The sequence below is a fragment of the Planifilum fulgidum genome, assembly GCF_900113175.1.
Taxonomy (GTDB): Bacteria; Bacillota; Bacilli; order Thermoactinomycetales; family DSM-44946; genus Planifilum; species Planifilum fulgidum.
In genome coordinates this window covers 78,463-101,566 of record NZ_FOOK01000002.1, presented here as the reverse complement: position 1 = coordinate 101,566, position 23,104 = coordinate 78,463, and the positions used below count along the sequence as shown (strand labels likewise).

Genomic DNA, 23,104 nt, shown 5'->3' with positions numbered 1-23,104 from the left:
TGACAGGGAATATGTAGGGACGGCGAATCGGCCCTGGCGCTTGCCGGGTCGATTTTTTGCGGCGGGGGTTTTCCTCATGAAGTCGCCGGGACTCACCCATACTAGGATTTAAGGGCTGAGTTTTTGACAGGTGGGTGAGAGGATGTCCGATATGGAATTGTTGAAGGAGCTGACCCTCGCCCGGGGGGTTTCCGGTTACGAAGGGGAAGTGCGCCACATCATGCTGCGGGAACTGAAGCGGATCTCCGCCAAGATAGTGACGGATCACATCGGCAGCGTCTTCGGGGAAAAGGAGGGAACCTCCCCCTCTCCCCGCATCCTGTTGGCGGGCCATATGGACGAGGTCGGGTTTATGGTGAAGGAAATCACGAAGGAGGGATACCTGCGGTTTGCCACGCTGGGCGGCTGGTGGGATCAGGTGCTTCTGTCCCAGCGGGTGTCCGTCGTGACGGAAAAGCGGACCTTCACCGGGGTGATCGGCTCCAAACCGCCCCATATCTTGACGCCGGAGGAGCGGAAAAAAGTGTACCCCATCCGGGAGATGTACGTGGACATCGGAGCGAAAAGCGATGAACAGGTCAAGGAGTGGGGCATTCGTGTCGGCGATCCGATCGTGCCGGTCTGTCCCTTTGAAATCCTTCCGGACAGGGACACGATTCTGGCGAAGGCCCTGGACAACCGGGTCGGTTGCTACATGGCGATTCAAGTCCTGAAGGAACTTGCGAAAGCGGATCATCCCAACACGGTGATCGCGGGGGCGACGGTCCAGGAGGAGGTGGGGCTGCGGGGGGCGGTCACGTCTCCCCATGCGGTGGAGCCGGACATCGCCTTTGTGCTCGACGTGGGGGTCGCCGAAGACGGCCCCGGCAGCGAAAAAGGCAGCAAACCGCGCCTCGGAGGGGGGCCGCTCATCACCTTTCTCGATGCCACGATGATCCCCCATCTGCGCCTCCGCGATCGGGTGATGGAGATCGCGGAAGAATTGAACATTCCGGTCCAGGTGGAAACGATGAGCGGGGGAGGGACCGATGCGGGGAAGATTCACCTGTTCCGAAGGGGGGTTCCGTCCCTGGTGGTGGGGGTGGCCGCCCGATACATCCACAGCCACGTCTCCATGGTTTCCAGAAGCGACGTCCAGCAGGCGGTGCGGCTTTTGGTGGAAGTGATTCGGCGAATGGACCGTGCGTCGGTGAAGAACATGGTCCGGTTTGTCGAGGAGGCGTAGCGCATGCCGGGACGAAACGCGGACGGTGTTCCGGAAAGGGGCCGGAGGGCTCCTTTCTTTTTCTTTCAGGACATATTATAATAGCAACGAAGGTTTCGGCCGGTTTTCGAGGATGCCGGGTTTTCAGGAGGGGGAGCGAGCGTGGAGCCCAGGGATCGGTTTTTCAATCATGTGGCAAAGCAACTGTCCGCCTTGCCGCCGGAAACGGTTTCATCGCTGATCGATCAGGCTGGCGGTCCGGGGCGGGTTGTTTTGGTGTTTGTGGATATCTTGAAGGGCTTTTGCGAGAAGGGGCCTTTGGCCAGCGAACGGGTTGCCGGGATGGTGAAGCCGGTCAAGGCTTTGGCGGAGGCCCTGTTGAAAAGGGGAGTGCCCGGCGAAAACCTGGTTTTTCTCAATGACGCCCATCCCGAGGATGCCGTGGAATTTTCCGCCTTTCCCCCGCATTGCGTCCGGGGCACGGACGAAGCGGAGGTGGTGGATGAACTCAAGCCGCTCCTCGGGCGGGACGGTGTCCGGGTGTTCCGCAAAAACGCGACCAGCGGCCTGTTCGGCAGGGACGAAGGAGGGGAGCGCTTCTTCGAATATCTGGAGAAGCGCTTTGCGGAAGGGCCGGTCACCTTTGTCGTCGTGGGGGATTGTACGGACCTGTGCATTTACCAGAACGCCATGGGCATCCGCCTTCTGGCCAACGAGCACAACGCCCGCGTCCGGGTGATCGTTCCCCTGGAGCACGTCCGAACCTACGACGTGCCGGTGGAGGTTTCCGAGAAGACGGGAGCGCCCGCCCACGACGGAGATGTGATGGACCAGCTGTTTGCCTATCATATGCTGTTGAACGGCATCGAGGTCGTCCGAACGGTGGAAGACCGGTAGAGGCAGTGGTTTTGGAATTCGATGAAGGATGGTGTTTGGATGCGGACCGAAGAGATGCTCCTCAATGTGGGGCCCCAACACCCCAGCACGCACGGTGTGTTCCGGATCTTGCTCAAGATCGACGGGGAGATCATCCGCGAAGCCACCCCGGTGATCGGATACCTGCACCGGGGAACGGAGAAGCTGGCGGAAAACCTGAACTATACGCAGATCATCCCCTACACGGACCGGATGGACTACCTGTCGGCGATGATCAACAATTACGCCGTGGTCCACGCCGTGGAAACCCTGATGGGTCTGGAGATTCCCGAACGCGCCGAATATCTGAGGGTCATCGTGATGGAACTGAACCGGATCGCCAGCCATCTGGTCTGGTTCGGCACCTATCTTCTGGACATCGGCGCGATGAGTCCCTTCCTGTACGCCTTCCAGGATCGGGAGAAGATCATCGATCTGTTCAACGAGATATCCGGCGCCCGCCTCACATACAATTACATGAGGGTCGGAGGTGTCAAATGGGATGCTCCCGAAGGGTGGCTGGACAAGGTGCGCAATCTGGTTTCCTACCTGCGGGAGCGTCACGAAGAATATCTCGAACTGGTGGGGGGCAACGAAATCTTCATCAACCGGACCAAAGGAGTCGGCAAATACGACGCAAAAACCGCCGTCCAGTACGGATTGTCCGGTCCGTGCCTCCGTTGCACGGGAATTCAGCGGGATTTGAGGAAGGATCAGCCCTATTCGATCTATGACCGGTTCGATTTTGATGTTCCCATTGCCACCGAGGGGGACTGTTACGATCGCTTCCAGGTCCGGATGGAGGAAATCCGTCAATCCCTGCGGATCATCGAACAGGCGGTGGAGCAGATCCCCGAAGGGCCGATCATGGCGAAAGTGCCGCGGTTGATCCGCCCGCCGGAAGGGGAAGTGTACACGGCGGTGGAAAACCCCCGGGGAGAGCTGGGCGTTCACCTGATCAGCAAAGGGAAAGCCAATCCCTGGCGGATCCATTGGCGCCGGCCGTCCTTCCACAATCTGCAGATTTTGCCCCAGCTGTTGGAAGGGGAAAACATCGCCAACTTGATCGCCATCCTCGGTGCGGTGGATATCGTGCTCGGTGACGTTGACGGTTGAGAAGCGGAAGCGGTTCCCGTCCCCTTGATGAGGCTGGAACCGCTTTTCACAAGCGCGGTCTGAACTTGATCAAAAACGGGGTTAACTGAATGGAACAGACATGGGCCGAGTTTTTGTTGCAGTACGGATATATCGGGATTGTCTTCTTTCTGATCCTGGGAATCGCCGGCATTCCTCTTCCCGATGAAATCTTCATGACCTTCATCGGGTATCTTTCGTCGGAGGGGAAATTGAATCTGTATCTCACTTACATCAGCGCCCTTTCCGGCTCCGTCGGCGGAATCACCCTCAGCTACGTACTGGGAACGCGTTTCGGCTATCCTCTCCTGAAGCGATACGGAAGCAAACTCTTCATCACGCGGAGAAGGCTCCGGATCACTCAGTTTCTGTTCCGGAAATACGGCAACTGGGTATTGTTTTTTGGCTACTTCATCCCGGGAGTCCGTCATTTGACCGCCTATTTGGCCGGGATATCCAGACTTTCTTACGCCCGGTTCGGTTTGTACGCCTACTGCGGGGCGGTGGTCTGGTGCGCCACCTTCATCGGATTGGGGTATGTGCTGGGTTCCAGCTGGGAACTGGTGTTTCATTTCCTTAACCGTCTCGGGCCGGTGTTTCTGTTGGTCCTGATCCTGGCGGGAGGGTTTCTCGCCTGGTATTGCTGGTCGATAAGCCAGAACCGGGCCGGGTCCTCCCGCCCCAAATGATGAAGGGAGGCTTTCGGAAAATCGCGCCCCCTCTTCCGGAAGGGCGGATGCGGGATGCGATTTGACGCCCTTTGCGGGGGACTGCTAGAATAATAGAAAAACGTGAAAGGAGTCCACTGGGGGTGCACCTGTACGGTGCTGAGAGGGGTTTGCGCCCCAACCCTTTGAACTTGACCTGGGTAATACCAGCGCAAGGAATGTGGCGGTTGCGTGCGTTGCCGGTATCCACCAGGATACCGGTTTTTTGCAGGAAAGGGGGAGACGGGAATCGGAGCCAGACTTCATCTCGTCACCGGGGACCGCCACTTGCCGGACCACATTGTGGCCGTTGTCGAAAAGGTCCGGCCGTGGGTGGACCAGGTCCACCTGCGGTGGAAAAGCCGGACCGCCCGGGAGATGTATCGCTTGGGGAGCAGGCTTTTGGAGCGAGGGCTTTTGACTTCAGGACAGCTGGTCGTTCATGATCGGCTGGATGTGGCCATGGCGCTTGGTTGCGGCATCCATTTGCCGGAAGCGGGTCTGCCGGTGGATCGGGTGCGGGAAATCGTCGGTTGCCGGCATCGGGTGGGGGTGTCGGTTCATTCGGTCCGGGCCGCGGAACAGGCGGCCGCCCTGGGGGCGGACTACCTGATGTTCGGCCATGTATTTTCCACTCCGTCCAAGCCGGGGATTCCACCGAAGGGGCTTGAACTGCTTTCCCGGGTGGTTCGGGCCGTGAAGGTTCCGGTTCTGGCCATCGGTGGGATCAACGCGGAGCGGATTCCCCGGGTGATGGAGACGGGTTGTGCGGGGGTGGCCGTCCTTTCCGCTCTGATGGACAGTCCGAATCCCGAAGGGGCGGCCCGTCGAATGAGGGCACGGCTGGATCGCCTATCGTGACCATCCGGAGTGCGCCGGAGAGGAGAAAAAAGGGGGGCTACAGGTTGCATGAGCGGGATGTGGTGGTGATCGGAGGTGGTGTGATCGGCTGTTCCATCGCATACTATCTGGCCAAGCGGGGAGCGCGGGTCACCGTCCTGGAGCGGGATCTGATCGGCTCCCACTCCTCGTCCGCCGCCGCGGGGATATTGGGAGCCCAGGTGGAGATGGCCGAACCGGGGCCGTTGAGCGAGCTGTGCGTGAAGAGCCGGTCCATGTTTCCCGATTTGGCTTCGGAGCTGTATCGTCTGACCGGCATCGACATCGAATTGATCCGGACGGGCGTGTTGCGGATCGCCTGGACCCGGGAAGAGGCCGAGGCGCTTTATAAGCGGGGGGTTTGGCAGCGCGAACGCGGCGGGACGGCGGACTGGTGGGACAGGGATCGGGTTCGGAGCGTGGAACCGGCGGTGTCCGACCGGATCGAAGGGGCGCTGTACATCCCCGGGGATTCCCATGTTTCCTCTTCCCGGTTGACCCGGGCCTTTTCCTATGCGGCAGAGCTGCTCGGGGCCGAACTGATCGAGCGGTGTGAAGTGACTGCCTTGCGCGCCGGAAAGGACCGGATTGAAAGGGTGGAGTCGGACCGGGGGACGTTTCAGGCGGAGCACGTGGTGCTGGCGGCGGGGGCCTGGAGCGCCGCGCTGGCGGGGAAATTGGGATTGCGATTGCCGGTGGTTCCGGTCAAGGGGGAATCCCTGGCGGTATATCCCCGAAGGGCGCTCTTTGAAAGGACGCTGTTTGCGGAGGGATGCTACCTGGTCCCCAAAGCGGACGGCAAGGTGATCGTGGGGGCGACGGAGCGGGCCGGCGATTTTACCGAATGGGTGACGATGGACGCCATTCAGAAACTGACCTCGGAAGCGGTCCGGCTGGTCCCGGAATTGGCGGACAGCACGTTTATCCGCGCCTGGTCCAGCGTCCGTCCCGGGTCCGTCGACGGCCTTCCCTTTATCGGGAAGTTTGAACCCTACCGCAATCTGTTTGTCGCCACCGGCCATTTCCGCAACGGCATTTTGCTCAGTCCCGTCACCGGCCAGGGGATTGCCGAAATGATCGCGGGAGAGGAAGTTCCGGATCTGAAACCCTTTTCGCCCAATCGCCTGTCGCAGCCGTAAACATTCCGGCTGCCCGTGAAAGGGGGAGAGATTATTCGCATCCGCGTGAATGGAAAAGAGATGGAACTGCCCGAGGAAGTCCGAACCGTCTCCGGACTTTTGGAACACCTGGGGGTGGAAAAAAGGATCGTTGTGGTGGAGCGGAACCGACAGATCCTGGAAAGGGAAGAGCATGACTCGACTCCCCTTGCCGAAGGGGATTCCATCGAGATCGTTCATTTTGTCGGAGGGGGTTAAAGCGTGCTGAAGATCGGGAAATACACCTTCCGTTCCCGGCTTTTTTTGGGAACCGGGAAGTTTCCGTCGCTGGACATTCAGCAGGCTGCCGTGGAAGCTTCGGGGGCGGAGGTGCTCACCTTTGCCGTTCGCCGGTTGAACATCAGCGATCCGAATCAGCCCAACTTCTTGGAGCGGCTGGATCTCAGCAAATACACCCTGCTCCCCAACACGGCGGGGGCCACCAGCGTGGAGGAGGCCCTGCGAATCGCCCGGCTGGCCCGGGCCTCCAAACTGTGCGACATGATCAAGGTGGAAATTATCGGGGATCCCAAAACCCTGCTGCCCGATCCCGTCGCCACCCTGGAGGCGACACGGATTCTGGTGGAGGAGGGATTCACCGTTCTGCCCTACACCTCCGACGATCCGATCCTGGCCAAGCGGTTGGAGGAAGCGGGGGCCCACGCCATCATGCCCGGCGGGTCCCCGATCGGATCCGGGCTGGGACTGCTCAATCCCCACTATTTGAGCCTGATCATCGAACAGGCGAAGGTCCCCGTCATTGTCGACGCGGGGATCGGATCCCCGGCGGACGTGGTTCAGGCGATGGAGCTGGGAGCGGACGGGGTGCTGCTGAACACCGCCGTATCCCGGGCGAAGGATCCGGTGAAGATGGCCCGGGCGATGAGATGGGCCGTCGAAGCGGGGAGATTGGGTTTCGAGGCGGGAAGGATTCCCAGGAGGCGTTATGCTTCGGCCAGCAGTCCCCAGGAGGGATTGGTGGGCTCCTGAGACAGCGGTGTGAAGCTTCCGCCGGAACAGGGGCGCCCTGGGGTGCCCCTTGCGTTTTCATCGGGAAAGGTTTTTCCGCCGGGGATCCGGCCGGTAGCGGGAGATGTTGAGGAGTATTCCCAGGGAAGCCATGTTGATGAGCAGGGACGATCCGCCGTAGCTGATCAGGGGAAGGGGAATGCCCGTCACGGGAAGGATCGCCGTCACCACGGCCAGATTGAGCAGGGCTTGGATGGCGATGGAGCTGACCAGGCCGATGCCGAGCAGGGTTCCGAACGGATCCGGGACGATCAGGGAGGCGCGAATGCCCCGCAAAATCACAGCCACAAAGAGGAGGATCAGGAAGAGGCACCCAAAAAAGCCCAGTTCCTCGGCAATGATGGCAAAGATGAAGTCGGTGTGCGCCTCGGGCAGATAGGCCAATTTTTGGATCCCGTTTCCCAGTCCCCGGCCGGCCAAACCTCCGGGACCGATGGCATAAAGGGATTGGATGATCTGGTATCCCGTGTCGTTGGGATCCTTCCAAGGGTCGTAGGCCGCTTCCAGGCGCTCGATCCGGTAATCCGCCAGATAGAGGACCATGATCAACACAGGCACCGATACCAGCCCCAGCAGCAGCAAGTGGCGGATCCGCGCGCCGGCGCAGAAAATCACCACCATGCAAGAGGCCAGGATGATGATCGTGGCGCTGTAATGGGGTTCGATCATGATCAAGAAGCAGACCAGTCCGATCACAATCAGCGGGGGAAGCAACCCCCGCGCGAAGTTGTCCAGATGGGGCTGCTTTTTTGTCATGATCGAGGCGGTGTAGATGATCATCCCCAGTTTTGTCAGCTCCGAGGGCTGAATCGTCAGCGGGCCGATCTGAATCCAGCGGGAAGCGCCGTTGGCCTCGACGCCGATGAAGGGAACGAACACCATCACCAGCAGGATCAAACAGGCCAGCAAAATCCATCCGACATAGCGCCGATAAAGGGTGAACGGGATGTTGGCGAACGTGAAAAACAGAACCAAACCCAAGCCGGCCCACGTCAGCTGCCGCTTAAAAAAATAGTAACTGTCGTTGAACTCGGTCCATCCCTCATAGTAGCTGGCGCTGAACACCATCACCAGCCCGAATCCCAACAGGACAAACGTGAAGAACATCAGCCAGAAATCCGGTTTGCCGCGAACCATTTCCCCATCCCCTCAACCGTCAAATGCAATTCATCTCAAATGATAACACACGGCTTCTTCGGAAACATCCATGAAATTCCTCCAACCCCGTTACCTTCCATTTTTAGCCATTTTCGCCCCCGATAACACCTGCCGAAGCGCGACTTTTAGTACTTTCTGTAACGGCGTCATCTTTTCCTTTTTCGCTTTGGACGATGAAGTGTCACGGGGGATGTGGTATAATTACCATCGACAAACGCAGGAGGGTGAATATTTTGAAGGTGACACGGATTCACTTGAACATTCACGAGCAGGATTTTGAACCTTATGAGGAGGAACTGGTGCGGCTGGGATGGAAAAAGATCGGAAACCAGCCGGTGTTCCGGAAAACATACGGAGACACGGAAGTGGAAGTGAAGGAATACATCCCCGCCTTCAGCGGCGAGGTTTATTTTGTGGTGTCCGCCAGGAACGAGAACGGCATCTCCTTCGAATCGATTTCCGCCATCCTGGACGAGCTGCGGCAGGCAGACAAAACCAAGGATTAAAATTTCCACTGATACCTTCCTCCTGGCTCGAGAATACTTAAGCCAGGAGGTGATCCGGTTTTGCCTGAAGTCAAATGCAGTGTGGCCAACTGCTACTTCTGGGCCGAAGGGAACAAATGCACGGCGGATGCGATCATGGTGGAAATCGATCCGCATGCCAACCGCCGGTTCGATGAGGAAATCGGGGGAGAAATGGTGGGAACGGGCCACCGGGATTATTCGGCCCGCCGGTCCGCCGACACCTGTTGCCATACCTTTCGGCTCAAGGAAAAGCACCGGTGAAAAGGAAAAAGCACCCTGCCGGGGTGCTTTTTCCCTTTCCGGATTTGGTCAGGGGTTCCGCGAGGGCTCGGTGCGCCGACCGATGAAGGCCTTCAGGGCGGGGGGCGTCACCAGCGTGGTGACCAGCACGATGACCACCGCCGCGGTGAACAGGGACTGGTCGATCAATCCCTTCTGCAAGCCGATGGTGGCGACGATAAGCCCCACTTCCCCCCGGGCGATCATTCCGGAGCCGATGATGGCGGAACTGCGCCAGTTGAACCCGGCCAGTTTGGCCCCCAAGCCGCCGCCGATCAGTTTGGTCAGGACGGCCACGAGGGTGAGGACCACGATGAGAAAGAGCATCTCGAAGGTGAAATTCTTCACCTGTGCCGTCACGCCGATGCTGACGAAAAAGATCGGCACAAAGAAAGAGAAGGACACCGTTTCCACCTTTTCGAACAATTCCTCCCGGAAGCTGGAGAGGCTGAGCATCAGCCCGGCGAAATAGGAGCCGACGATCCCGGCCATTCCGAACATTTCCGCGAAATAGGCAAAGGCGAGGGCGGTGATGATGCCGAAGGTGAGCACCACCTCGGTCGTGAGCATGCCGGAGACGGCGCGAAACAGCCTCGGGAGCACGGTCCGACCCGCCAGGAGGGTGATGATGAAGAAGAGGATGATCTTCACCAGGAGAAGCAGGATGCCCGCAACGCTTCCGCCGCTGTCGTCGCTGGCGACAAAGCCGATGACGACCGACAGGGTGATGATGCCCAGGATGTCGTCCAGCACGGCGGCACCCAGGATGGTGACCCCTTCCTTGGATTGAAGCCTTCCCAATTCCCTCAGGGTTTGCACCGAAATGCTGACGCTGGTGGCCACCAACACCGTTCCGATAAAGATGGCGGTGGAGTAGTTGTAGCCGAACAGCAATCCGACCCCGAAGCCGGCGATCAGGGGAAGGATCACCCCTCCGACGGCCGTAAGGGAGGAACCGTATGCGGTGCGTTTGAATTCGTTTACATCGGTTTCCAGGCCGGCGAGGAACATCAGCAAAATGACGCCGATTTCGGCCAGCTCGCGGAGCATGTCGCTCTGCTGGACCCATCCCAGGAGGGAGGGGCCGAGGATCACCCCGACGAGCAGCTCGCCGAAGACGGCGGGTTGTCCGAACCTTTTGCTCAAATGTCCCGCGATCTTGACCGCGACCAAGATGAGGGCGATCTCCAGCAGGAAATGGAACTGACTCAATTCCTCCGTATTGATCAACTGTTCGATCAGGTTCATCTCCTACCTCCTTTACGACCGATGTCCCTCTTATTGTAACAAAAAATTAATGCCGGTTTCACTGGATGAAAGCGAGGAGATAAAACCTATTCTTTCCCCCGGCGCTTCTTTCCAAAACCGGCCGCGATGAATGGATTCCGCTTATGGTATAATATAATAGCTGAAGAGGCGCGCGCCGTGATGCTCTAAGCGGGGGTGCCGCCGGTCTTTCCTTCCGGTGGTGTGCCGGCAACCGCGCCGGAAGGTCTCGGTCTGAGCTGGATTCCGAGAACATGGAACGCGCTTAAGGAGGAATGAAGCGGATATGTCTTCGGTATTGTATCTATTGATCATCGTCGCCTTCGGACTGTCCGTATGGGCGCAATTCAAGGTGAAGGGAACCTTCAACAAGTGGTCGGAAAGTCCGGCTTTCTCCGGGATGACCGGGGCGGAAGTGGCCCGCCGCATCCTCGATGCCAACGGCCTGCACGACGTGCCCGTGGAGCCGGTGCCGGGGAAATTGACCGACCATTACGATCCGGTGGCCCGGGCGGTCCGCCTGTCGGAGAGCGTGTATTATTCCAATTCGATCGCCGCGGTTTCGGTGGCGGCCCACGAGTGCGGCCACGCCCTGCAACATCGGGATGCCTACGGTTTTCTGGTGCTGCGCCACAAGATGTTCCCGGTGGTCAATTTCGCTTCGGGCGTCGCTCCGCTGCTGTTGCTGGCCGGATTCCTCTTTCAGGCGCTGAACCTTTTGGCGCTGGGCATCCTCTTCTTCTCGGCGGCGGTCGCATTCCAGGTGGTGACGCTGCCGGTGGAGTTTAACGCCAGCAACCGCGCCAAGGACATCCTCGTTCGACAGGGCTTCATTCGCAACACCGAGGAACGGGGCGTGAGCAAAGTGTTGAATGCCGCGGCATTCACCTACGTGGCCGCCACCCTCGTCGCGGTGATGCAATTGCTTTACTACATCTCCATTTTCTTCGGTCAGAGCGATGAATGATGGCCGGAAAAATTCAGGGCGGAGCACCCGGTTGCCGGATCTCCGCCTTGTTTTTGCGTATCGGAAGAGCCGCCCGGGCGGCTCTTTTTTTGTTGCGGGAGGGGAAACACATATTTTTTCCGGCCGGACGGATACTATGGACGAATCCTTTAAGGAAAGGAGGATGCCCATGCGTTCCGCGAGAAAGTGGGCGCTCGGAGCACTTTCGGCGGCCCTGGCCTTGGGGTTCATCGCCGGTTGCGCCACTCAGCAGCGTCCCGAAGAGACGCAAATGCGAAACGACGCCCTTCAGCGGCCCGCCCGGCCCTTAACCCATCAAACGGACCGGCGGGATGCGGCGCGGCAGCCGATGTCCCGGCAGATGCGGGTGGCGGATCAAATCGCCGATTCCCTCGCCGGCATGAAGCGCGTGGACACCGCGACGGTCATCTTGACGGATCGGACCGCGTATGTGGCTGTCATGCTGCCCTCCGGCGTCCGCTTGACCAAAGGTTTGGAGCGGGAGATCGCCCGCAGGGTCCGGGCGAAGGATGCCAGCATTCGGAGGGTGTACGTGTCCGCCAATCCCGACTTTGTCAAACAGATGGGGGATTTCGCCCGGGATATCCGCCAAGGCCGTCCGGTGGCGGGACTGTGGAATAATTTCATGGATGTGGTTCGCCGGACCTTTCCCCACGCGGGCTGATCGCTCCGGAGCCCGGTCCGTCCCCTCTCCGGGAGGAGGAGGTGTCCTCCTCCTCTTTCGCGTTTCTGGCCGGTTCTTTTCCGGCCACTGGACGCGAAAAGGCGGTATCATAGTATAATAAGAAATGAATGGCAGAAGTGTTTGGGGGAGGGATTCGCAACATGAAGCGGCTGACGCCGATGGACATCTTCAACAAGGATTTCAAGCACGCCATTCGCGGGTACGATATCGATGAGGTGAACGAATTTCTGGATCTGGTCATCAAAAATTACGAGGATTTGATCGAGGAAAACGAGCGCCTGAAGGAGCAACTCCGCAAAGCCCAGCGGGGATCGTCGCGAATGACCGCGGAAGATTCCGGACAAAGCGCGGCGATTCGGGACCTCGCCCGTAGGGTGGAGCGGCTTGAGCAGGTGGTGTTTCGGCAAAACGGACGAGGCCGATGAAAAACGGGAACAGGGGGCACCGGAAGTTGCGCCCTTTTTTCGTTTTCAGAAGGTTTCATTTCCCTGATACCTTCGGGCAAGGCAAAATTCCCGCGCATAGTTTTCCTCGGACAGCCGGTCGATCCGAACCGGGTGGCCGGTGCGGGGGGAATGGAGAAAGTTTCCTTCTCCCACGTACATGCCCACGTGATGAATTTCCCCTTTCCCCTCATTGTAGGCGAAAAACACCAGATCTCCCGGCCGAAGCTCCTCCTTCGTCACCCGCTTTCCGAAGCGGGCCTGGTCGCCCGCATCCCGGGGGATGCGGATCCCCGCCGATTCGAAGACGCGATACATCAAGCCGGAACAATCAAATCCGTAGGCGGAAGTGCCTCCCCACAGATAAGGCAGGCCCAGGAAACGCTTGGCGGTGGCGACCCGGACTTCGCCGCCGGCGGTTGGCAAGGTGCGTGCGACGGTGATGTCCTCGGCGGGGAGACGCCCCACCGTTCCCCGGGGGGTGAGGACGATGGCTTCCCCGTCCACTTCGCCCAGCCAGGGAAGTTTGCTCATAAATCCGAGAGATTGTTCCGATTCGCTCCCCTCCAGGCGCAACCGGGTGAAGGGGACGGTCACATAGGCCAAGGGTTCCGTTTGCCACGCCTGGTGATAATCCGGGTGAAAGGTGAGCTGCTCAAGGGGAATCCAGCCGGGATACCCGCTCTCATCTTTATGGGAATACTGTTCCGGGACGCGGATTTCCGCCCACCCGTTCCTTTCTCCGACGATCCACACCGGTTCCCCGTAGAGCACCTGGGTTTCCAAGCGGCCGACCAGGTCGATCCGCCCTTTTTCATCGCCGTCCAGGCGGGAGAGCCATTCCTTGATGTCTGCCGGACGAAAGAGGGAGGGAGCGTCCAGGTCCCGCGGCTTTTCCGGGCTTGACCAGACGTTTCCCACCGTCACGTCCACAAAGCGGATGTCCATGGAAGTCACTCCTCGCGTCGAGAAATTCCTTATACCCTTTCTTCACGGCGAAGCGGGGTTCCTTTTTCCGGGCAAAGGCGACCCCGAACGGAGGGAAAACGGTTCCATCCGTCGAATGTTTGAGAAGCAAGAATTTTTCCGCCTCGACAGGAGGGATGGGTGTGAAGAAAGGGTGGCGCGCGACGATCGCGCTGTTCATGGCCATGGCCCTGATTCTTTCCGCATGCGGCACGTCGGGTGATTCGGAAGAAGGCACGTCACAATCCCAGCCGATTCTGAAGCTGAATCTGCCCAACGGGGAGCCCACTTCCCTGGATCCGGCCAAAGCCTTTGACGCCGAATCGATGGAAGTGGTCAATGCCCTTTTCGAAGGTCTGATGCGCCTTGATGCAAATCATCAGCCGAAACCCGCCGTGGCCGAAAAGGTGGACGTCTCGCCGGACGGGCTGACGTATACCTTCACCCTTCGGAAGGACGTCAAATGGTCCAATGGCGAACCGTTGACGGCCCACGATTTCGAGTACGCCTGGAAGCGGGTCCTCGATCCCAAAACCGCCTCCTCCGCGGCGTTTCTTCTCTATTTCATCGAAAACGCCGAGGAATACAACACCGAGAAGGCCTCCGCCGACCAGGTGGGGGTGAGGGCGAAGGACGATTACACCCTGGAGGTGCGCCTGTCCAAGCCGACGCCCTTCTTTTTGCAGCTGACCGCCTACACTGTGTATTATCCGGTGTACAAAAAAGGATTGGAGGAAGATCCGAAACTTTATGAGAACGGGGATTCCTACGTGAGCAACGGCCCCTTCAAGATGAAGGAGTGGAAGCATGACTCCGCCGTGAAGACCGTTAAAAACGAGCATTACCGGGAGAAGGACCGGGTGAAGCTGGGCGGGATCGAATGGGCGATGGTGAGCGATCCCAGCTCGGCCTATCAGATGTTCAAAACCGGAAAGCTCCATTCCGCGACCCCGCCGCCGGACATTTTGCCTTCGCTGATCAAGAACGGGGAAGCCAAGGTCCTGGATGGATCGGGACTCGAGTTTTTCCGGTTCAACGTGGAGGAAAAGCCCTTCACCAACAAGAAAATCCGGAAAGCCTTCGCTTTGGCGGTGGACCGGAAGTCCATCGTGGAACGGGTGGTGCAGGGGAACCAGCAACCGGCGCTTGCCTTCGTGGCTCCGGGCACGATGACCCAGCTGGGGGATTTCCGGGAAGGGCGCGAGGAGCTGATCGCCGACAATCAGGTGGAGGAAGCCAAACGCCTCCTCAAAGAGGGGATGAAGGAGGAGGGGTGGAAATCTCTGCCCACCGTCACCCTGCTTTACAATGCCAATGAAAAGAACAAATTGGTGGCGGAAGCCCTTCAGGAGATGTACCGGAAGAATCTGGGGGTGAAAATCAAACTTCAAAGCCAGGAGACCAAAGTGTTCTTCGACAGCCAGATCAACCGGAATTACCAGATGTCCCGCTCCAGCTTCCTGCCGGATTACAACGATCCGTACAATTACCTGGAAAGCTTCCAGACGGGGCATTCCATGAACCGGACCGGATGGAGCAACAAAAAATATGACGAATTGCTCGAGAAATCCACAAAAGCCAAAAGTGAGGAGGAACGGGTGAAACTGCTCCAGGAAGCGGAGGAGCTCTTGATGGAAGAGATGCCCGTCTTTCCGTTGTACTATTACAACAACGTGATTATGGAATCGCCGAACCTGAAAAATGTCCTCCGCCATCCCGTCGGTCCTCCGGATTACAAGGAAGCCGAACTGGCCGAATGAGTCGGTGCCTTGATCCCGCAACGGTTGTTGCGGGATTTTTTTGTTTTTTGGTTCGGCAAGAGGGGGACCCAGTGGGGTCCGATTCGGAAACAAAGGTCGGCGCGGCCTTAAGGTTGGCGCCGCTTCGCCGAAGTGGGCCTTCATCCGGCGGTCCGGGACCTCCCGCCCCGGGAGCCGGGCCGCGGATAACGGATGCGGGGACGGGATCCGATATTTGCTGTGCAATGCAGTTTTGACGCAAGCCGGCGTGGACGCACCCCCGAAACTGGCGACGGAGCGGGCGAAGGGGAAGGGACCTCCGGACGCCCACGAACTTAGGAAGATCTGTCTTTTGATTTTGCAAACAACCGGGTGTGATCCCGGCGGAAAATCCGGCCGATTTTAAAGGAGGATGCCGGAAACTGTCCCCAAAAAAAGGGCGATTCCGATGAGCGCGACACCTGGTCCGGACGTTTAAGCGGAGCGTTTCTCCCGCGGTCCCGCCCTGACGATTCGGAGAAACGAAGGAAGGAGGCGGAAGGCATAAGCGGAATTGGCCCTGCGGGAATGCTCCGTAATCTGGAAAATTACTGCTTCCTCCCTCATCGCATACTATGGAAAAACCGTATTGGAGGGGACACTCCTTGCGCGATGAAGAACTGGAACAGATGGACGAGCGGATGCAGACCGACGGCATGATCGATCGGGCCACGCGGAAGACGGACCCGCCCAGGGTCGATTTGCCCCACCTGGAGGGGAAGGACGGCCGGAACTCCCCGAAGCGGAAGGAGACGGGGAAAGGGGACGCGACGGGGGATGTCGATGTGGAAGCCGCGGAAGAAGTGGCTGAACCGGTCCCGGCGGGAAAGGGTTCAAAGGGAGAGGAAGAGGGGTTTGAAGGGAGCTGGTTGGGCACCCTGGCCATAGTTTTGTCGGTCCTGTCCCTGCTGTTGGTTCCCTTCATCCTCGCCCCTGCGGGCATTGCCCTCGGCCTCATCAGCGGCATCCGCGGATATCAACTGGGATGGTGGGCGGTGGGAGTGGGCGCGTTTTCCCTCATTGTCAACCTCGCCGCCGTCCCGTACCTGCGCCAGTACTGAAGGCGCGACGAAGGGAAGCCGTTTTCCCGACGGAAAACGGCTTCCTCATGCGTCGACCAGCTCCCGCACATCGCCGCGACGCCGGGTGATGCCCCTTTGGTCCATGGTTTCCAGCAGAGGAATCAGATATTTGCGGGAGACGGGGAGCCGCTTGCGGAGATCGGAAATGGACTGGGGCCCCTCCCTTCGGATCGCCTCGACCACTTGCTCGACGGCAGCGGAGAAGGCATCGTGGTGAAGCAGGATTTCATCGGTCAAGGGAATCACCGTTCCCTCGCGGATCCAATAGGGGCGCAGTTCCTTGCCCACCTCGGGAGGGATGCCCGCTTCTTCAAGCAGCGCCTTCCAATTCGGCGGGGAGATGCCCTCTTCCTTCAATCGACCGAGCAGTCGATTCGCTTTTTCCGACCACCGGTCGGGAATGTGGGGGGTGAAGGAGGGAAGGGACAGGTTTTCCCCGTCTTGCCGGAGACTCCCCCTTTCCGACCAGAAATCCATCAATCGGGAAGCTTCCCTCGCCGTGATGCCCTCCAGCAGGCGGGAGATCACTTCCGCCTTGGGCGCTCCCTCGCGCATCGGATATTCGCGGTGATACCTGTCGAGCCACTGAATGACCCGATTTTCCCTTTCCTGCAGGTGACGGGTGGAAGCGACGCGATCGAAAAAGGAGACGACCCGGCCCTCCTTTTCCATGTTGTTCAGCGCGCCGCTTACGGCCTTCTCCGGTTCCGTCAGATGGCGGGCCAGCTCGGACGGGCTCATGAAAAGGCGATCTTTCAAGGCTTCCAGAATCCGATCCTCCAGTCCGGCGGAAAGGCGCTGCGCGATCCACAGGGCGGATTCGGGCCGGATTTTGTGTTTGGGGGGATAGGGGTCGATCACCTCGCCGCCGCCGATGGTGGCGGCAGGGGAGGGGCGCCGCAGGATGAAACGGTCTCCCCTTCCCGCCACCACCGGTTCCCTCAACCGCAACGTGACGAAGGTGTCCTCGCCCGGCTCCCACTCTTTCCGGTCGTACAGGATCAGTTCCGCCATCGTCTCGGCGGTGCCGATCAGGAGCTTCAGCAGGGCGCGGTGTTTCAAGGTGAAATCCAGATCGGGAAGGGATTTCACCCGGGCGTCCAATCGGTCGGTCACCGACCATGCCCCGGCTTCCGTCAGGGTTTGTCCCCGGTACAGGCGGTCCGCATCCGCCGCGCTCAGGTTGAATGCCGCCCGTTGGCCGGCCGTGGCCCGGGGGACGGTTTCCCCGTGAACCTGGATCTGACGAACCCTTACCCGCAGGTTTCCGGGGAGAATTTCCAACTCGTCCCCGGTTCGGGCCGAGCCCGATTGCACGGTTCCCGTCACGACCGTGCCGGCTCCGCGGATCGTGAAAACCCGGTCGATCGGGAGACGGAAGGGGGCTTCCGATTGGCGCGGGGGAAGGCTGCTGACCAGGCGGTCCAGAGTCTGGACCAGCTCATCCAGTCCCTCGCCCGTTCGGGCGGAGACCCGGCAGATGGGAGCCCCCTCCAGGGCCGTGTTTTTCGTCAGCATCCGGAGATCCTCTTCGATCAAAGGGATCAACTCGGGGTCCGCCACATCCATTTTGGTCAAGACGATGACCCCGGTGCGGATGTTGAGCAATTCGATGATGTGCAGATGCTCCCGGGTTTGGGGCATCACTCCTTCGTCGGCGGCCACCACCAGCAGCACCAGGTCGATGCCTGCCACGCCGGAAACCATTTGACGGATGAAGCGCTCGTGTCCCGGAACATCCACGATGGACACCTTTTGACCGGAAGGCAGGCGAAAGGGGGCGAACCCCGGCTCAATGGAAATGCGCCGCTCTTTTTCTTCCTTCAACCGGTCCGTGTCCACCCCGGTGAGGGCTTTGGTCAACGCGGTTTTCCCGTGGTCGATATGGCCAGCGGTTCCCAAGACATAGTGGCTCAAGGAATTTCATCATCCTTTCTCCATCGTTTAAAAATGCTTGCAATCCGAAAAAAGGGCTGTTATAATATAAAGTGCATCGCACGAATGAACTTGCGCGCGGATGTAGTTCAATGGTAGAACACCAGCTTCCCAAGCTGGAAACGCGGGTTCGATTCCCGTCATCCGCTCCAAACAGAAACCGCTGCACGAGAGTGCGGCGGCTTTTGCTTTTTTAGGAGGGTTGGAATGGATCAAGTTCGGTACATTCGTTCGTTGTTTGCCCGGGAAGATGAAGTGCTCCGTTCCATCGAAGGCGGTTTGGCGGAGCGGAAAATGCCGCAGATTTCCGTCCCTCCCGAAACGGGAAAAACCCTGTACCTGCTTGCGAAAATATGCAGCGCCCGCCGCATCCTGGAGATCGGCGCGCTGGGGGGATACAGCACCATTTGGCTGGCCCGGGCCTTGCCGCCGGGAGGACGGCTGATTTCTCTGGAGCTGAAGGAGGAACACGCCTCCTTTGCCCGGGAAAACGCCAACCGCGCAGGAGTGGGGAAGCAGGTGGAATTCCGCGTCGGGGACGCGACGGAACTTCTCGCCGCCCTGGAGAACGAAGGCGCATCCTTTGATTTCGTCTTCATCGATGCGGATAAAGAAAGATACGTGGATTACCTGGAAAGGTCAATCCGTCTGGCCCGCACCGGTGCGGTCATCTGCGCGGACAACGCGCTCCGGGGAGGAAGGGTTTGCGATGAATCGGACCGGAGGCCCAGCACGGAGGCCATCCGCCGGTTCAACGAAGCCCTGTCCCGGGATCCGCGGCTGGAATCCATGCTTGTCCCCGTCGGGGACGGCCTCGCCGTCGCGCGGGTACGCTAGAAGATCGGGGATGTTTTCCTTGAGGGAGCCTACCGTTTAAACCCCCGGGCGGTGAAGCGGTCCAGTTGACGGGCGAACCGGGGAAAGCGGGTCTGCAGACGGAGGAGGAGCTTTTTCGCCAATCGGGAGGTTTTCGACAAGAGGTAAAGACCGATCAATAAAAACAAAATGCCTTGCAAGAAAGGGAGGAAAAGCCCGGCAATCCCGAGCAGCAAAAATAGAAAGCCGAGAGTCATGGTCCAGATGCGTTTTGCTCTTTCTCTCATACGGCAGCTCCTTTGATTTGATCCGTCATAACTCAGTATAACCTTAGTCCGGAATTGATATCAATCCGGAAAAACGGGAGGAAGGCGTGGTTTCCGGGATCCGCCAACCGGGTGAATCGGCAGGGATTCATTCTATTTTACTAAGCAATAACCCATCGTTTGGATTACCTGATTGTTCTGGACATTAAAAATCTTTCATTGTAATATAACGGCGTGGGGAGAGGGAAGAAGCGCCCTTGTGCCGGCGCCCATGGCCGCTCCGGCCGCGTACGCCCATCCTGCGGGAAAGCCCGAGGCGGTAAATGGAGGTTTGTCGGCGGAGACGGCAAATTCCGGTGGCGGTCGCCTTATCGGCTGCGAAAGGGGAGCGTCAAGAGCTCTCAAGGTTGACATGACCTGTGCTCCAACGCGCAAGTGACGGTCGGCGGCCGCAAGCTCTCACCCCCGAAGCATCACAGCCGGCCTCCAACTGACGGGTGCTTTGGATAGGCAATCGGAATGAAGCCGCATTCCAGCCCGGCCGTGGGATCGACCTTATAATCTGCGGCTGTGCCTGAATTTGAACTCCGACGTCTTGCGCCGGCGCAGCAGGGCAAAGCGAAGGTGGACTGTCGAGAGGCAAGATGCGGTGACGGCTCCGGCGAGGGCGGCTCAGAGGATGACGGCGACAAGGACGGCGTATAGGCGAGGACGACGATGGCCGGGAGGCATTGCGGCGGAAAAGGCGCCGACAAGGGCGGAAAACAAGGGAGTCAATCTCCCCCCGCCGTCACCTTGACGAAAACCGCCGCCCCTCCCCCCGGCCTTTCCCCGCTCGGCTCGCCCCTCCTCCTTACAGAGGCGGCACTTTTCCGATTGGGCGCCGGAAAATGCGATATCGGCTTCCCTTTCCCGTGAGCGTTCATTCGAAATGGATTGAACTTTCCCATCCCCATCCCTGTCCGAAGAGGGATCGTCCATTCGGCCGATCCCTCTTCGTTTTGCCGCAAACCGCCTGGATGCCAAACGAAAACATCCTGGACGTTGGAGTCCAGGATGCCGGTTTTTCCGCCCTCAATACTGAAGGCCGCCGTAAATCCAGGAGGGATTTCCCGACACGTTGACGACCTTGATCTTGTAGTACCCGGTCGGCAGTCCCAAAATGTACTTGAACCGCTTGTGACCGACGGCTTCCGCGGAGCGGGACACGATCAATTTGTTGTTTTGATCGTAGATGTCAAAGCGGATTTTCTGCTTTTTGGAGGGGTCCAACGGGCTTTGGACACCCAGAATGGTATCCTCCGGGGTCAGATAAAAGGGATTTCCGTTGTTCAACCAGAAATAGTTGGAGAACTGATGGCTGCCGAATTCATAGGTCCGCCCTCTGGGGTGGGAAGAGGCCTTGGAGATGGCTGTCCGGACGGCGTTTGCGAATTTCTCCATCTGGTCGGGATTCTCAAGCAGCTCTTCACGCAGGGCGGTGGTCAGCTCCATTTGCGCCCCTTCCAGGGTGCGGTTCTTGTTGGCGATGTTTTCCGGATGGTTTCCGTTGAGATCTTCGGGAGCTTCTTCCGTGCGGAAGCCGGCGGCCGACAGTTCCCTGTCGATAATGTCCCTCAGGTATTCATTCAGGCCGCCCATGTACACGATCTTTTCCGTGCCCTTGGCTCCGTGGAGGGAAACCACTTTGTTTTTCTGGGCCGTCATTTGGAGAGCCCTCGGTTCGTCGTAGTTCTTGGCCGTCAGATGGAGATCGTTGCGCTGATCCTGGTTGGTGTCGTGGTAGACGTGGGCGTGGAAGATGTAATAGCTGTGGTCGTCCTTTGCGATGGCTTTGGCCAACTCGCTGGTGCCTTTTTCGACCCTTCCGCCGTGAATGGCAAGGATAATGACATCATTGGAAGTGGATTGGGTTTCGATGGTGAAATCCTTGCCCTCCTGGTAGTGCGAAGACAGCTCGTTCCAGTTTCTGAAGATGTCTTTGGCGGCAAAAGCGTTCGGTGCGGAAAGCGAAACGACGACGAGTGTGGCCAGAAGAGAAACCAAGACTTTTTTCATGAAAATCCTCCATTTGAAAAAGTGATACGGGTTTAAAGATATATGATTTTTTCCAGCGGATCAAGCGAAAAAATATATTATATTTTTTATAAATATTATAAATATTTTTGGGTCGTTTCGGCGCCTGCCGGCGGCCGAAACAAAAAAACGGCTATACCGCTCCGTCGCGGTTTGCCGTCCCTTGGCGGGAACGGGTGGGAATCGAACCCACCGGAGACGCGACGCGCCTCCCGCTCGGTTTTGAAGACCGGGGGGGACACCAGCACCCCATCCGCTCCCACATTTCCCGCATGGTGATTCGGTTTTCCGCCTAAGACGTCCGGTCTCCGTTTTTGAACGCGTACGGACCCGAAGTAAGGCGTACGGTCTTAATTATAACGGGAAGGAGGGCGGGGCGTAAAGGGAAGGAAAATAGGGATAATTCCAAATAGACCCTTGGCAATCAAGGGAAGGGTGTCGCTGGAGAATAGATAATGAATCTAAGGAGATGGGGTTTAATGGTATCGATCACAGATCCATCTGTAATTGCTTCCATAGCTGGAACTGGCGCCGCGATCTTCATGATCGGATTGGGTCTCTTCATTGAAAAAACAAAAGAAGAGACGAAAAGTTCGTATTTTGCGCATTATTTCAGCCCGATGATGTTATTGGGGATTGGAATGGCCTTGTATTTTATGGCAGGCTGGATGCAGGATTCGCTGGAGTGATTTAATGGGAGGCAAGGATTATGGTGATAGAGAGATGGCAACTCCTAATAGCCAACGCGAGTACGCGTTTTGCAGGATTTCAGCGTGTTTTCTTCACTCTTCGCGATGGGTTAAGAGATGCGTTGATCCTCAATAAAAACGACGAAAAGAAATTCTTAAAGGAAGGCCTTTGGATTCGGTTTTCGCAAGAGCCTTGGTTTAGGCGGCGGCGTTCGCTTAAATTTAAGATCCGCCCGGGAGACAGGTCTGAAATATTCGTATCCGGCGGGTCCGTGCCGGGAGGCATACCTTTAGAGTTTTTGTGTTTGTTGGATATTATCCTTGAAAAAGCCGTTTCCAGAACCTAAAGCGCCTCGGGCGCACCGGTTGGGAGGGGAGAAAATGAAACAGATCGTCGCCATCGGCGGGGGCGGCTTTTCGATGGAACCGGACAATCCGCTTCTGGATCAATATGTTCTTAACCAGTGCGGGGCGGAGAGGCCGAAAATCTGTTTTGTCCCCACCGCGAGCGGCGATGCGGAGGGGTATATCGAACGGTTTTACCAGGCCTTCGGCAGGTTGGAGTGCCGGCCTTCGCACTTGTCGCTGTTTCGTCCCCACACCGCCGATCTGGAGGCGTTTGTCCTGTCCCAGGATGTGATCTACGTGGGAGGCGGCAACACGCGCAACTTGTTGGTGCTGTGGCGGGAGTGGGGATTGGATCGGATATTGCGGTCCGCCTGGGAGAAGGGGGTGGTGCTGGCGGGCATCAGCGCGGGAGCCAACTGCTGGTTTGAGGAGTTTGTCTCCGATTGCATCCCCGGTCGGCTGACGGCCCTGTCGGGACTGGGGTGGTTGGCCGGGAGCTGTTGTCCCCATTATGACGATGAGGAAGCGGGGTATCGTTCGGGATGTCACCGGCTGCTTCTGGAGGGGAGGCTGAAGGACGGTTACGGAATCGAGGACGGGGCGGCCCTTCACTTCATCGACGGGCGGTTGCACCGATCCGTCGCTTCCCGGCCCGCGGCCAGGGCTTACCGGGTCCGGGTCAGGGACGGAACCGTTGAAGAGGAGGAGATCGAGACGGTTTTTCTCGGCGGATGAGGGAAGGGGACCTGTCCGCATGCAAAATGGAAAAAACCCCGG

Annotated in this window: 25 protein-coding genes, 2 tRNA genes and 1 riboswitch; of the genes, 20 read left to right on the top strand and 7 right to left on the bottom strand. The window is 58.5% G+C overall.

Annotation, left to right across the window (positions count from 1 at the left end):
* Positions 1–151 precede the first annotated feature (151 nt).
* The 8 genes from BM063_RS01510 to BM063_RS01475 all read left to right on the top strand — a co-directional run bounded on the left by BM063_RS01510 (position 152) and on the right by BM063_RS01475 (position 6,986).
* Entirely contained in the window at positions 152–1,225 is a 1,074-nt protein-coding gene (locus tag BM063_RS01510) for a M42 family metallopeptidase (protein WP_143085202.1), read from the top strand.
* Between the two features lie 141 nt (positions 1,226–1,366).
* The gene (locus BM063_RS01505; RefSeq protein WP_092035552.1) at positions 1,367–2,101 is read left to right on the top strand and encodes a cysteine hydrolase family protein; all 735 of its coding nucleotides are present in this window, start codon (positions 1,367–1,369) and stop codon (positions 2,099–2,101) included.
* Between the two features lie 39 nt (positions 2,102–2,140).
* A complete protein-coding gene (locus BM063_RS01500) occupies positions 2,141–3,235 on the top strand; it encodes an NADH-quinone oxidoreductase subunit D (RefSeq protein WP_092035551.1) in 1,095 nt (364 codons plus the stop codon).
* Between the two features lie 89 nt (positions 3,236–3,324).
* On the top strand, positions 3,325–3,942 hold the full coding sequence (locus BM063_RS01495) for a DedA family protein (protein ID WP_092035550.1): 618 nt from the start codon (positions 3,325–3,327) through the stop codon (positions 3,940–3,942).
* A gap of 108 nt (positions 3,943–4,050) precedes the next feature.
* Positions 4,051–4,157, top strand: a riboswitch (TPP riboswitch).
* Entirely contained in the window at positions 4,153–4,821 is a 669-nt protein-coding gene (locus tag BM063_RS01490; RefSeq protein WP_092035549.1) for a thiamine phosphate synthase, read from the top strand. It overlaps the preceding riboswitch by 5 nt.
* A 44-nt stretch (positions 4,822–4,865) precedes the next feature.
* Positions 4,866–5,978: a glycine oxidase ThiO gene (gene thiO / locus BM063_RS01485; protein WP_177198919.1), complete on the top strand. Its 1,113-nt coding sequence runs from the start codon at positions 4,866–4,868 to the stop codon at positions 5,976–5,978.
* A gap of 33 nt (positions 5,979–6,011) precedes the next feature.
* Positions 6,012–6,215, top strand: a complete 204-nt coding sequence (gene thiS / locus BM063_RS01480) for a sulfur carrier protein ThiS (protein WP_092035645.1) — start codon at positions 6,012–6,014, stop codon at positions 6,213–6,215.
* Between the two features lie 3 nt (positions 6,216–6,218).
* Positions 6,219–6,986: a thiazole synthase gene (locus BM063_RS01475; RefSeq protein ID WP_092035547.1), complete on the top strand. Its 768-nt coding sequence runs from the start codon at positions 6,219–6,221 to the stop codon at positions 6,984–6,986.
* 57 nt (positions 6,987–7,043) lie between these two features.
* Here BM063_RS01475 and ftsW read toward each other — a convergent pair whose 3' ends face one another.
* A complete protein-coding gene (gene ftsW / locus BM063_RS01470; RefSeq protein ID WP_092035546.1) occupies positions 7,044–8,162 on the bottom strand; it encodes a putative lipid II flippase FtsW in 1,119 nt (372 codons plus the stop codon).
* Between the two features lie 254 nt (positions 8,163–8,416).
* On the opposite strand from ftsW, the gene BM063_RS01465 reads away from it, so the two are divergent.
* Complete coding sequence (locus BM063_RS01465; protein WP_092035545.1) at positions 8,417–8,689, top strand: hypothetical protein; 273 nt, start codon at positions 8,417–8,419, stop codon at positions 8,687–8,689.
* Positions 8,690–8,749: 60 nt separating this feature from the next.
* Positions 8,750–8,971, top strand: a complete 222-nt coding sequence (locus BM063_RS01460; RefSeq protein ID WP_092035544.1) for a DUF1540 domain-containing protein — start codon at positions 8,750–8,752, stop codon at positions 8,969–8,971.
* Positions 8,972–9,019: 48 nt separating this feature from the next.
* Here BM063_RS01460 and BM063_RS01455 read toward each other — a convergent pair whose 3' ends face one another.
* The gene (locus tag BM063_RS01455; protein ID WP_092035543.1) at positions 9,020–10,237 is read right to left on the bottom strand and encodes a cation:proton antiporter; all 1,218 of its coding nucleotides are present in this window, start codon (positions 10,235–10,237) and stop codon (positions 9,020–9,022) included.
* 304 nt (positions 10,238–10,541) lie between these two features.
* Here BM063_RS01455 and BM063_RS01450 point away from each other — a divergent pair, with 304 nt between their 5' ends.
* The 3 genes from BM063_RS01450 to BM063_RS18125 all read left to right on the top strand — a co-directional run bounded on the left by BM063_RS01450 (position 10,542) and on the right by BM063_RS18125 (position 12,353).
* On the top strand, positions 10,542–11,222 hold the full coding sequence (locus BM063_RS01450) for a zinc metallopeptidase (protein WP_092035542.1): 681 nt from the start codon (positions 10,542–10,544) through the stop codon (positions 11,220–11,222).
* A 169-nt stretch (positions 11,223–11,391) separates the two neighbouring features.
* Positions 11,392–11,907, top strand: a complete 516-nt coding sequence (locus tag BM063_RS01445; RefSeq protein WP_177198918.1) for a YhcN/YlaJ family sporulation lipoprotein — start codon at positions 11,392–11,394, stop codon at positions 11,905–11,907.
* Positions 11,908–12,068: 161 nt separating this feature from the next.
* Positions 12,069–12,353, top strand: a complete 285-nt coding sequence (locus tag BM063_RS18125) for a DivIVA domain-containing protein (protein ID WP_092035540.1) — start codon at positions 12,069–12,071, stop codon at positions 12,351–12,353.
* Between the two features lie 45 nt (positions 12,354–12,398).
* On the opposite strand, the gene BM063_RS01435 is transcribed toward BM063_RS18125, so the two are convergent.
* Positions 12,399–13,319 carry a C40 family peptidase gene (locus BM063_RS01435; RefSeq protein ID WP_092035539.1) on the bottom strand — a complete coding sequence of 307 codons (921 nt, stop codon included), beginning with the start codon at positions 13,317–13,319 and terminating at the stop codon, positions 12,399–12,401.
* A 155-nt stretch (positions 13,320–13,474) separates the two neighbouring features.
* Here BM063_RS01435 and BM063_RS01430 point away from each other — a divergent pair, with 155 nt between their 5' ends.
* Together BM063_RS01430 and BM063_RS01425 are read left to right on the top strand one after the other, a co-directional pair.
* Complete coding sequence (locus tag BM063_RS01430; protein WP_092035538.1) at positions 13,475–15,097, top strand: peptide ABC transporter substrate-binding protein; 1,623 nt, start codon at positions 13,475–13,477, stop codon at positions 15,095–15,097.
* A gap of 623 nt (positions 15,098–15,720) precedes the next feature.
* Positions 15,721–16,176 (top strand): hypothetical protein, encoded by a 456-nt coding sequence (locus tag BM063_RS01425; RefSeq protein ID WP_092035537.1) that lies wholly within the window; start codon positions 15,721–15,723, stop codon positions 16,174–16,176.
* 45 nt (positions 16,177–16,221) lie between these two features.
* On the opposite strand, the gene selB is transcribed toward BM063_RS01425, so the two are convergent.
* Entirely contained in the window at positions 16,222–18,114 is a 1,893-nt protein-coding gene (gene selB, locus BM063_RS01420; protein ID WP_092035536.1) for a selenocysteine-specific translation elongation factor, read from the bottom strand.
* A 96-nt stretch (positions 18,115–18,210) separates the two neighbouring features.
* Between selB and BM063_RS01415 the strand changes: the two genes are divergently transcribed.
* Both BM063_RS01415 and BM063_RS01410 read left to right on the top strand, forming a co-directional pair.
* Positions 18,211–18,284: transfer RNA gene (locus tag BM063_RS01415), tRNA-Gly, on the top strand.
* Positions 18,285–18,339: 55 nt separating this feature from the next.
* Positions 18,340–18,969, top strand: a complete 630-nt coding sequence (locus BM063_RS01410; RefSeq protein ID WP_092035535.1) for an O-methyltransferase — start codon at positions 18,340–18,342, stop codon at positions 18,967–18,969.
* A 29-nt stretch (positions 18,970–18,998) separates the two neighbouring features.
* Here the strand turns inward: BM063_RS01410 and BM063_RS01405 are convergent, their stop codons facing one another.
* From BM063_RS01405 to BM063_RS17500, 3 genes are all read right to left on the bottom strand, one after another.
* A complete protein-coding gene (locus tag BM063_RS01405; RefSeq protein ID WP_092035534.1) occupies positions 18,999–19,235 on the bottom strand; it encodes a PGPGW domain-containing protein in 237 nt (78 codons plus the stop codon).
* A 1,053-nt stretch (positions 19,236–20,288) separates the two neighbouring features.
* Positions 20,289–21,272, bottom strand: a complete 984-nt coding sequence (locus BM063_RS01395) for a poly-gamma-glutamate hydrolase family protein (protein WP_092035532.1) — start codon at positions 21,270–21,272, stop codon at positions 20,289–20,291.
* Between the two features lie 182 nt (positions 21,273–21,454).
* Positions 21,455–21,551: transfer RNA gene (locus BM063_RS17500), tRNA-Sec, on the bottom strand.
* A 218-nt stretch (positions 21,552–21,769) separates the two neighbouring features.
* Here BM063_RS17500 and BM063_RS01385 point away from each other — a divergent pair.
* From BM063_RS01385 to BM063_RS01375, 3 genes are read left to right on the top strand one after another with little or no spacing between them, the layout of a single operon-like run.
* A complete protein-coding gene (locus tag BM063_RS01385) occupies positions 21,770–21,979 on the top strand; it encodes a hypothetical protein (protein WP_092035530.1) in 210 nt (69 codons plus the stop codon).
* Positions 21,980–21,999: 20 nt separating this feature from the next.
* Positions 22,000–22,326: a hypothetical protein gene (locus BM063_RS01380; RefSeq protein ID WP_092035529.1), complete on the top strand. Its 327-nt coding sequence runs from the start codon at positions 22,000–22,002 to the stop codon at positions 22,324–22,326.
* Between the two features lie 34 nt (positions 22,327–22,360).
* Positions 22,361–23,062, top strand: a complete 702-nt coding sequence (locus tag BM063_RS01375; protein WP_092035528.1) for a Type 1 glutamine amidotransferase-like domain-containing protein — start codon at positions 22,361–22,363, stop codon at positions 23,060–23,062.
* Positions 23,063–23,104 lie beyond the last annotated feature (42 nt).

Bases quoted from the DNA above. Each gene is read 5' to 3' on its own strand.
- BM063_RS01430 (WP_092035538.1), top strand. From the start codon at position 13,475: ATGGGTGTGAAGAAAGGGTGGCGCGCGACGATCGCGCTGTTCATGGCC.
- BM063_RS01405 (WP_092035534.1), bottom strand. From the start codon at position 19,235: ATGAGAGAAAGAGCAAAACGCATCTGGACCATGACTCTCGGCTTTCTA.
- BM063_RS01435 (WP_092035539.1), bottom strand. From the start codon at position 13,319: ATGGACATCCGCTTTGTGGACGTGACGGTGGGAAACGTCTGGTCAAGC.
- BM063_RS01495 (WP_092035550.1), top strand. From the start codon at position 3,325: ATGGAACAGACATGGGCCGAGTTTTTGTTGCAGTACGGATATATCGGG.
- BM063_RS18125 (WP_092035540.1), top strand. From the start codon at position 12,069: ATGAAGCGGCTGACGCCGATGGACATCTTCAACAAGGATTTCAAGCAC.
- BM063_RS01375 (WP_092035528.1), top strand. From the start codon at position 22,361: ATGAAACAGATCGTCGCCATCGGCGGGGGCGGCTTTTCGATGGAACCG.
- BM063_RS01450 (WP_092035542.1), top strand. From the start codon at position 10,542: ATGTCTTCGGTATTGTATCTATTGATCATCGTCGCCTTCGGACTGTCC.
- BM063_RS01500 (WP_092035551.1), top strand. From the start codon at position 2,141: ATGCGGACCGAAGAGATGCTCCTCAATGTGGGGCCCCAACACCCCAGC.
- ftsW (WP_092035546.1), bottom strand. From the start codon at position 8,162: ATGGTTCGCGGCAAACCGGATTTCTGGCTGATGTTCTTCACGTTTGTC.
- BM063_RS01455 (WP_092035543.1), bottom strand. From the start codon at position 10,237: ATGAACCTGATCGAACAGTTGATCAATACGGAGGAATTGAGTCAGTTC.
- BM063_RS01395 (WP_092035532.1), bottom strand. From the start codon at position 21,272: ATGAAAAAAGTCTTGGTTTCTCTTCTGGCCACACTCGTCGTCGTTTCG.
- BM063_RS01385 (WP_092035530.1), top strand. From the start codon at position 21,770: ATGGTATCGATCACAGATCCATCTGTAATTGCTTCCATAGCTGGAACT.
- BM063_RS01510 (WP_143085202.1), top strand. From the start codon at position 152: ATGGAATTGTTGAAGGAGCTGACCCTCGCCCGGGGGGTTTCCGGTTAC.
- BM063_RS01380 (WP_092035529.1), top strand. From the start codon at position 22,000: ATGGTGATAGAGAGATGGCAACTCCTAATAGCCAACGCGAGTACGCGT.
- BM063_RS01410 (WP_092035535.1), top strand. From the start codon at position 18,340: ATGGATCAAGTTCGGTACATTCGTTCGTTGTTTGCCCGGGAAGATGAA.
- BM063_RS01445 (WP_177198918.1), top strand. From the start codon at position 11,392: ATGCGTTCCGCGAGAAAGTGGGCGCTCGGAGCACTTTCGGCGGCCCTG.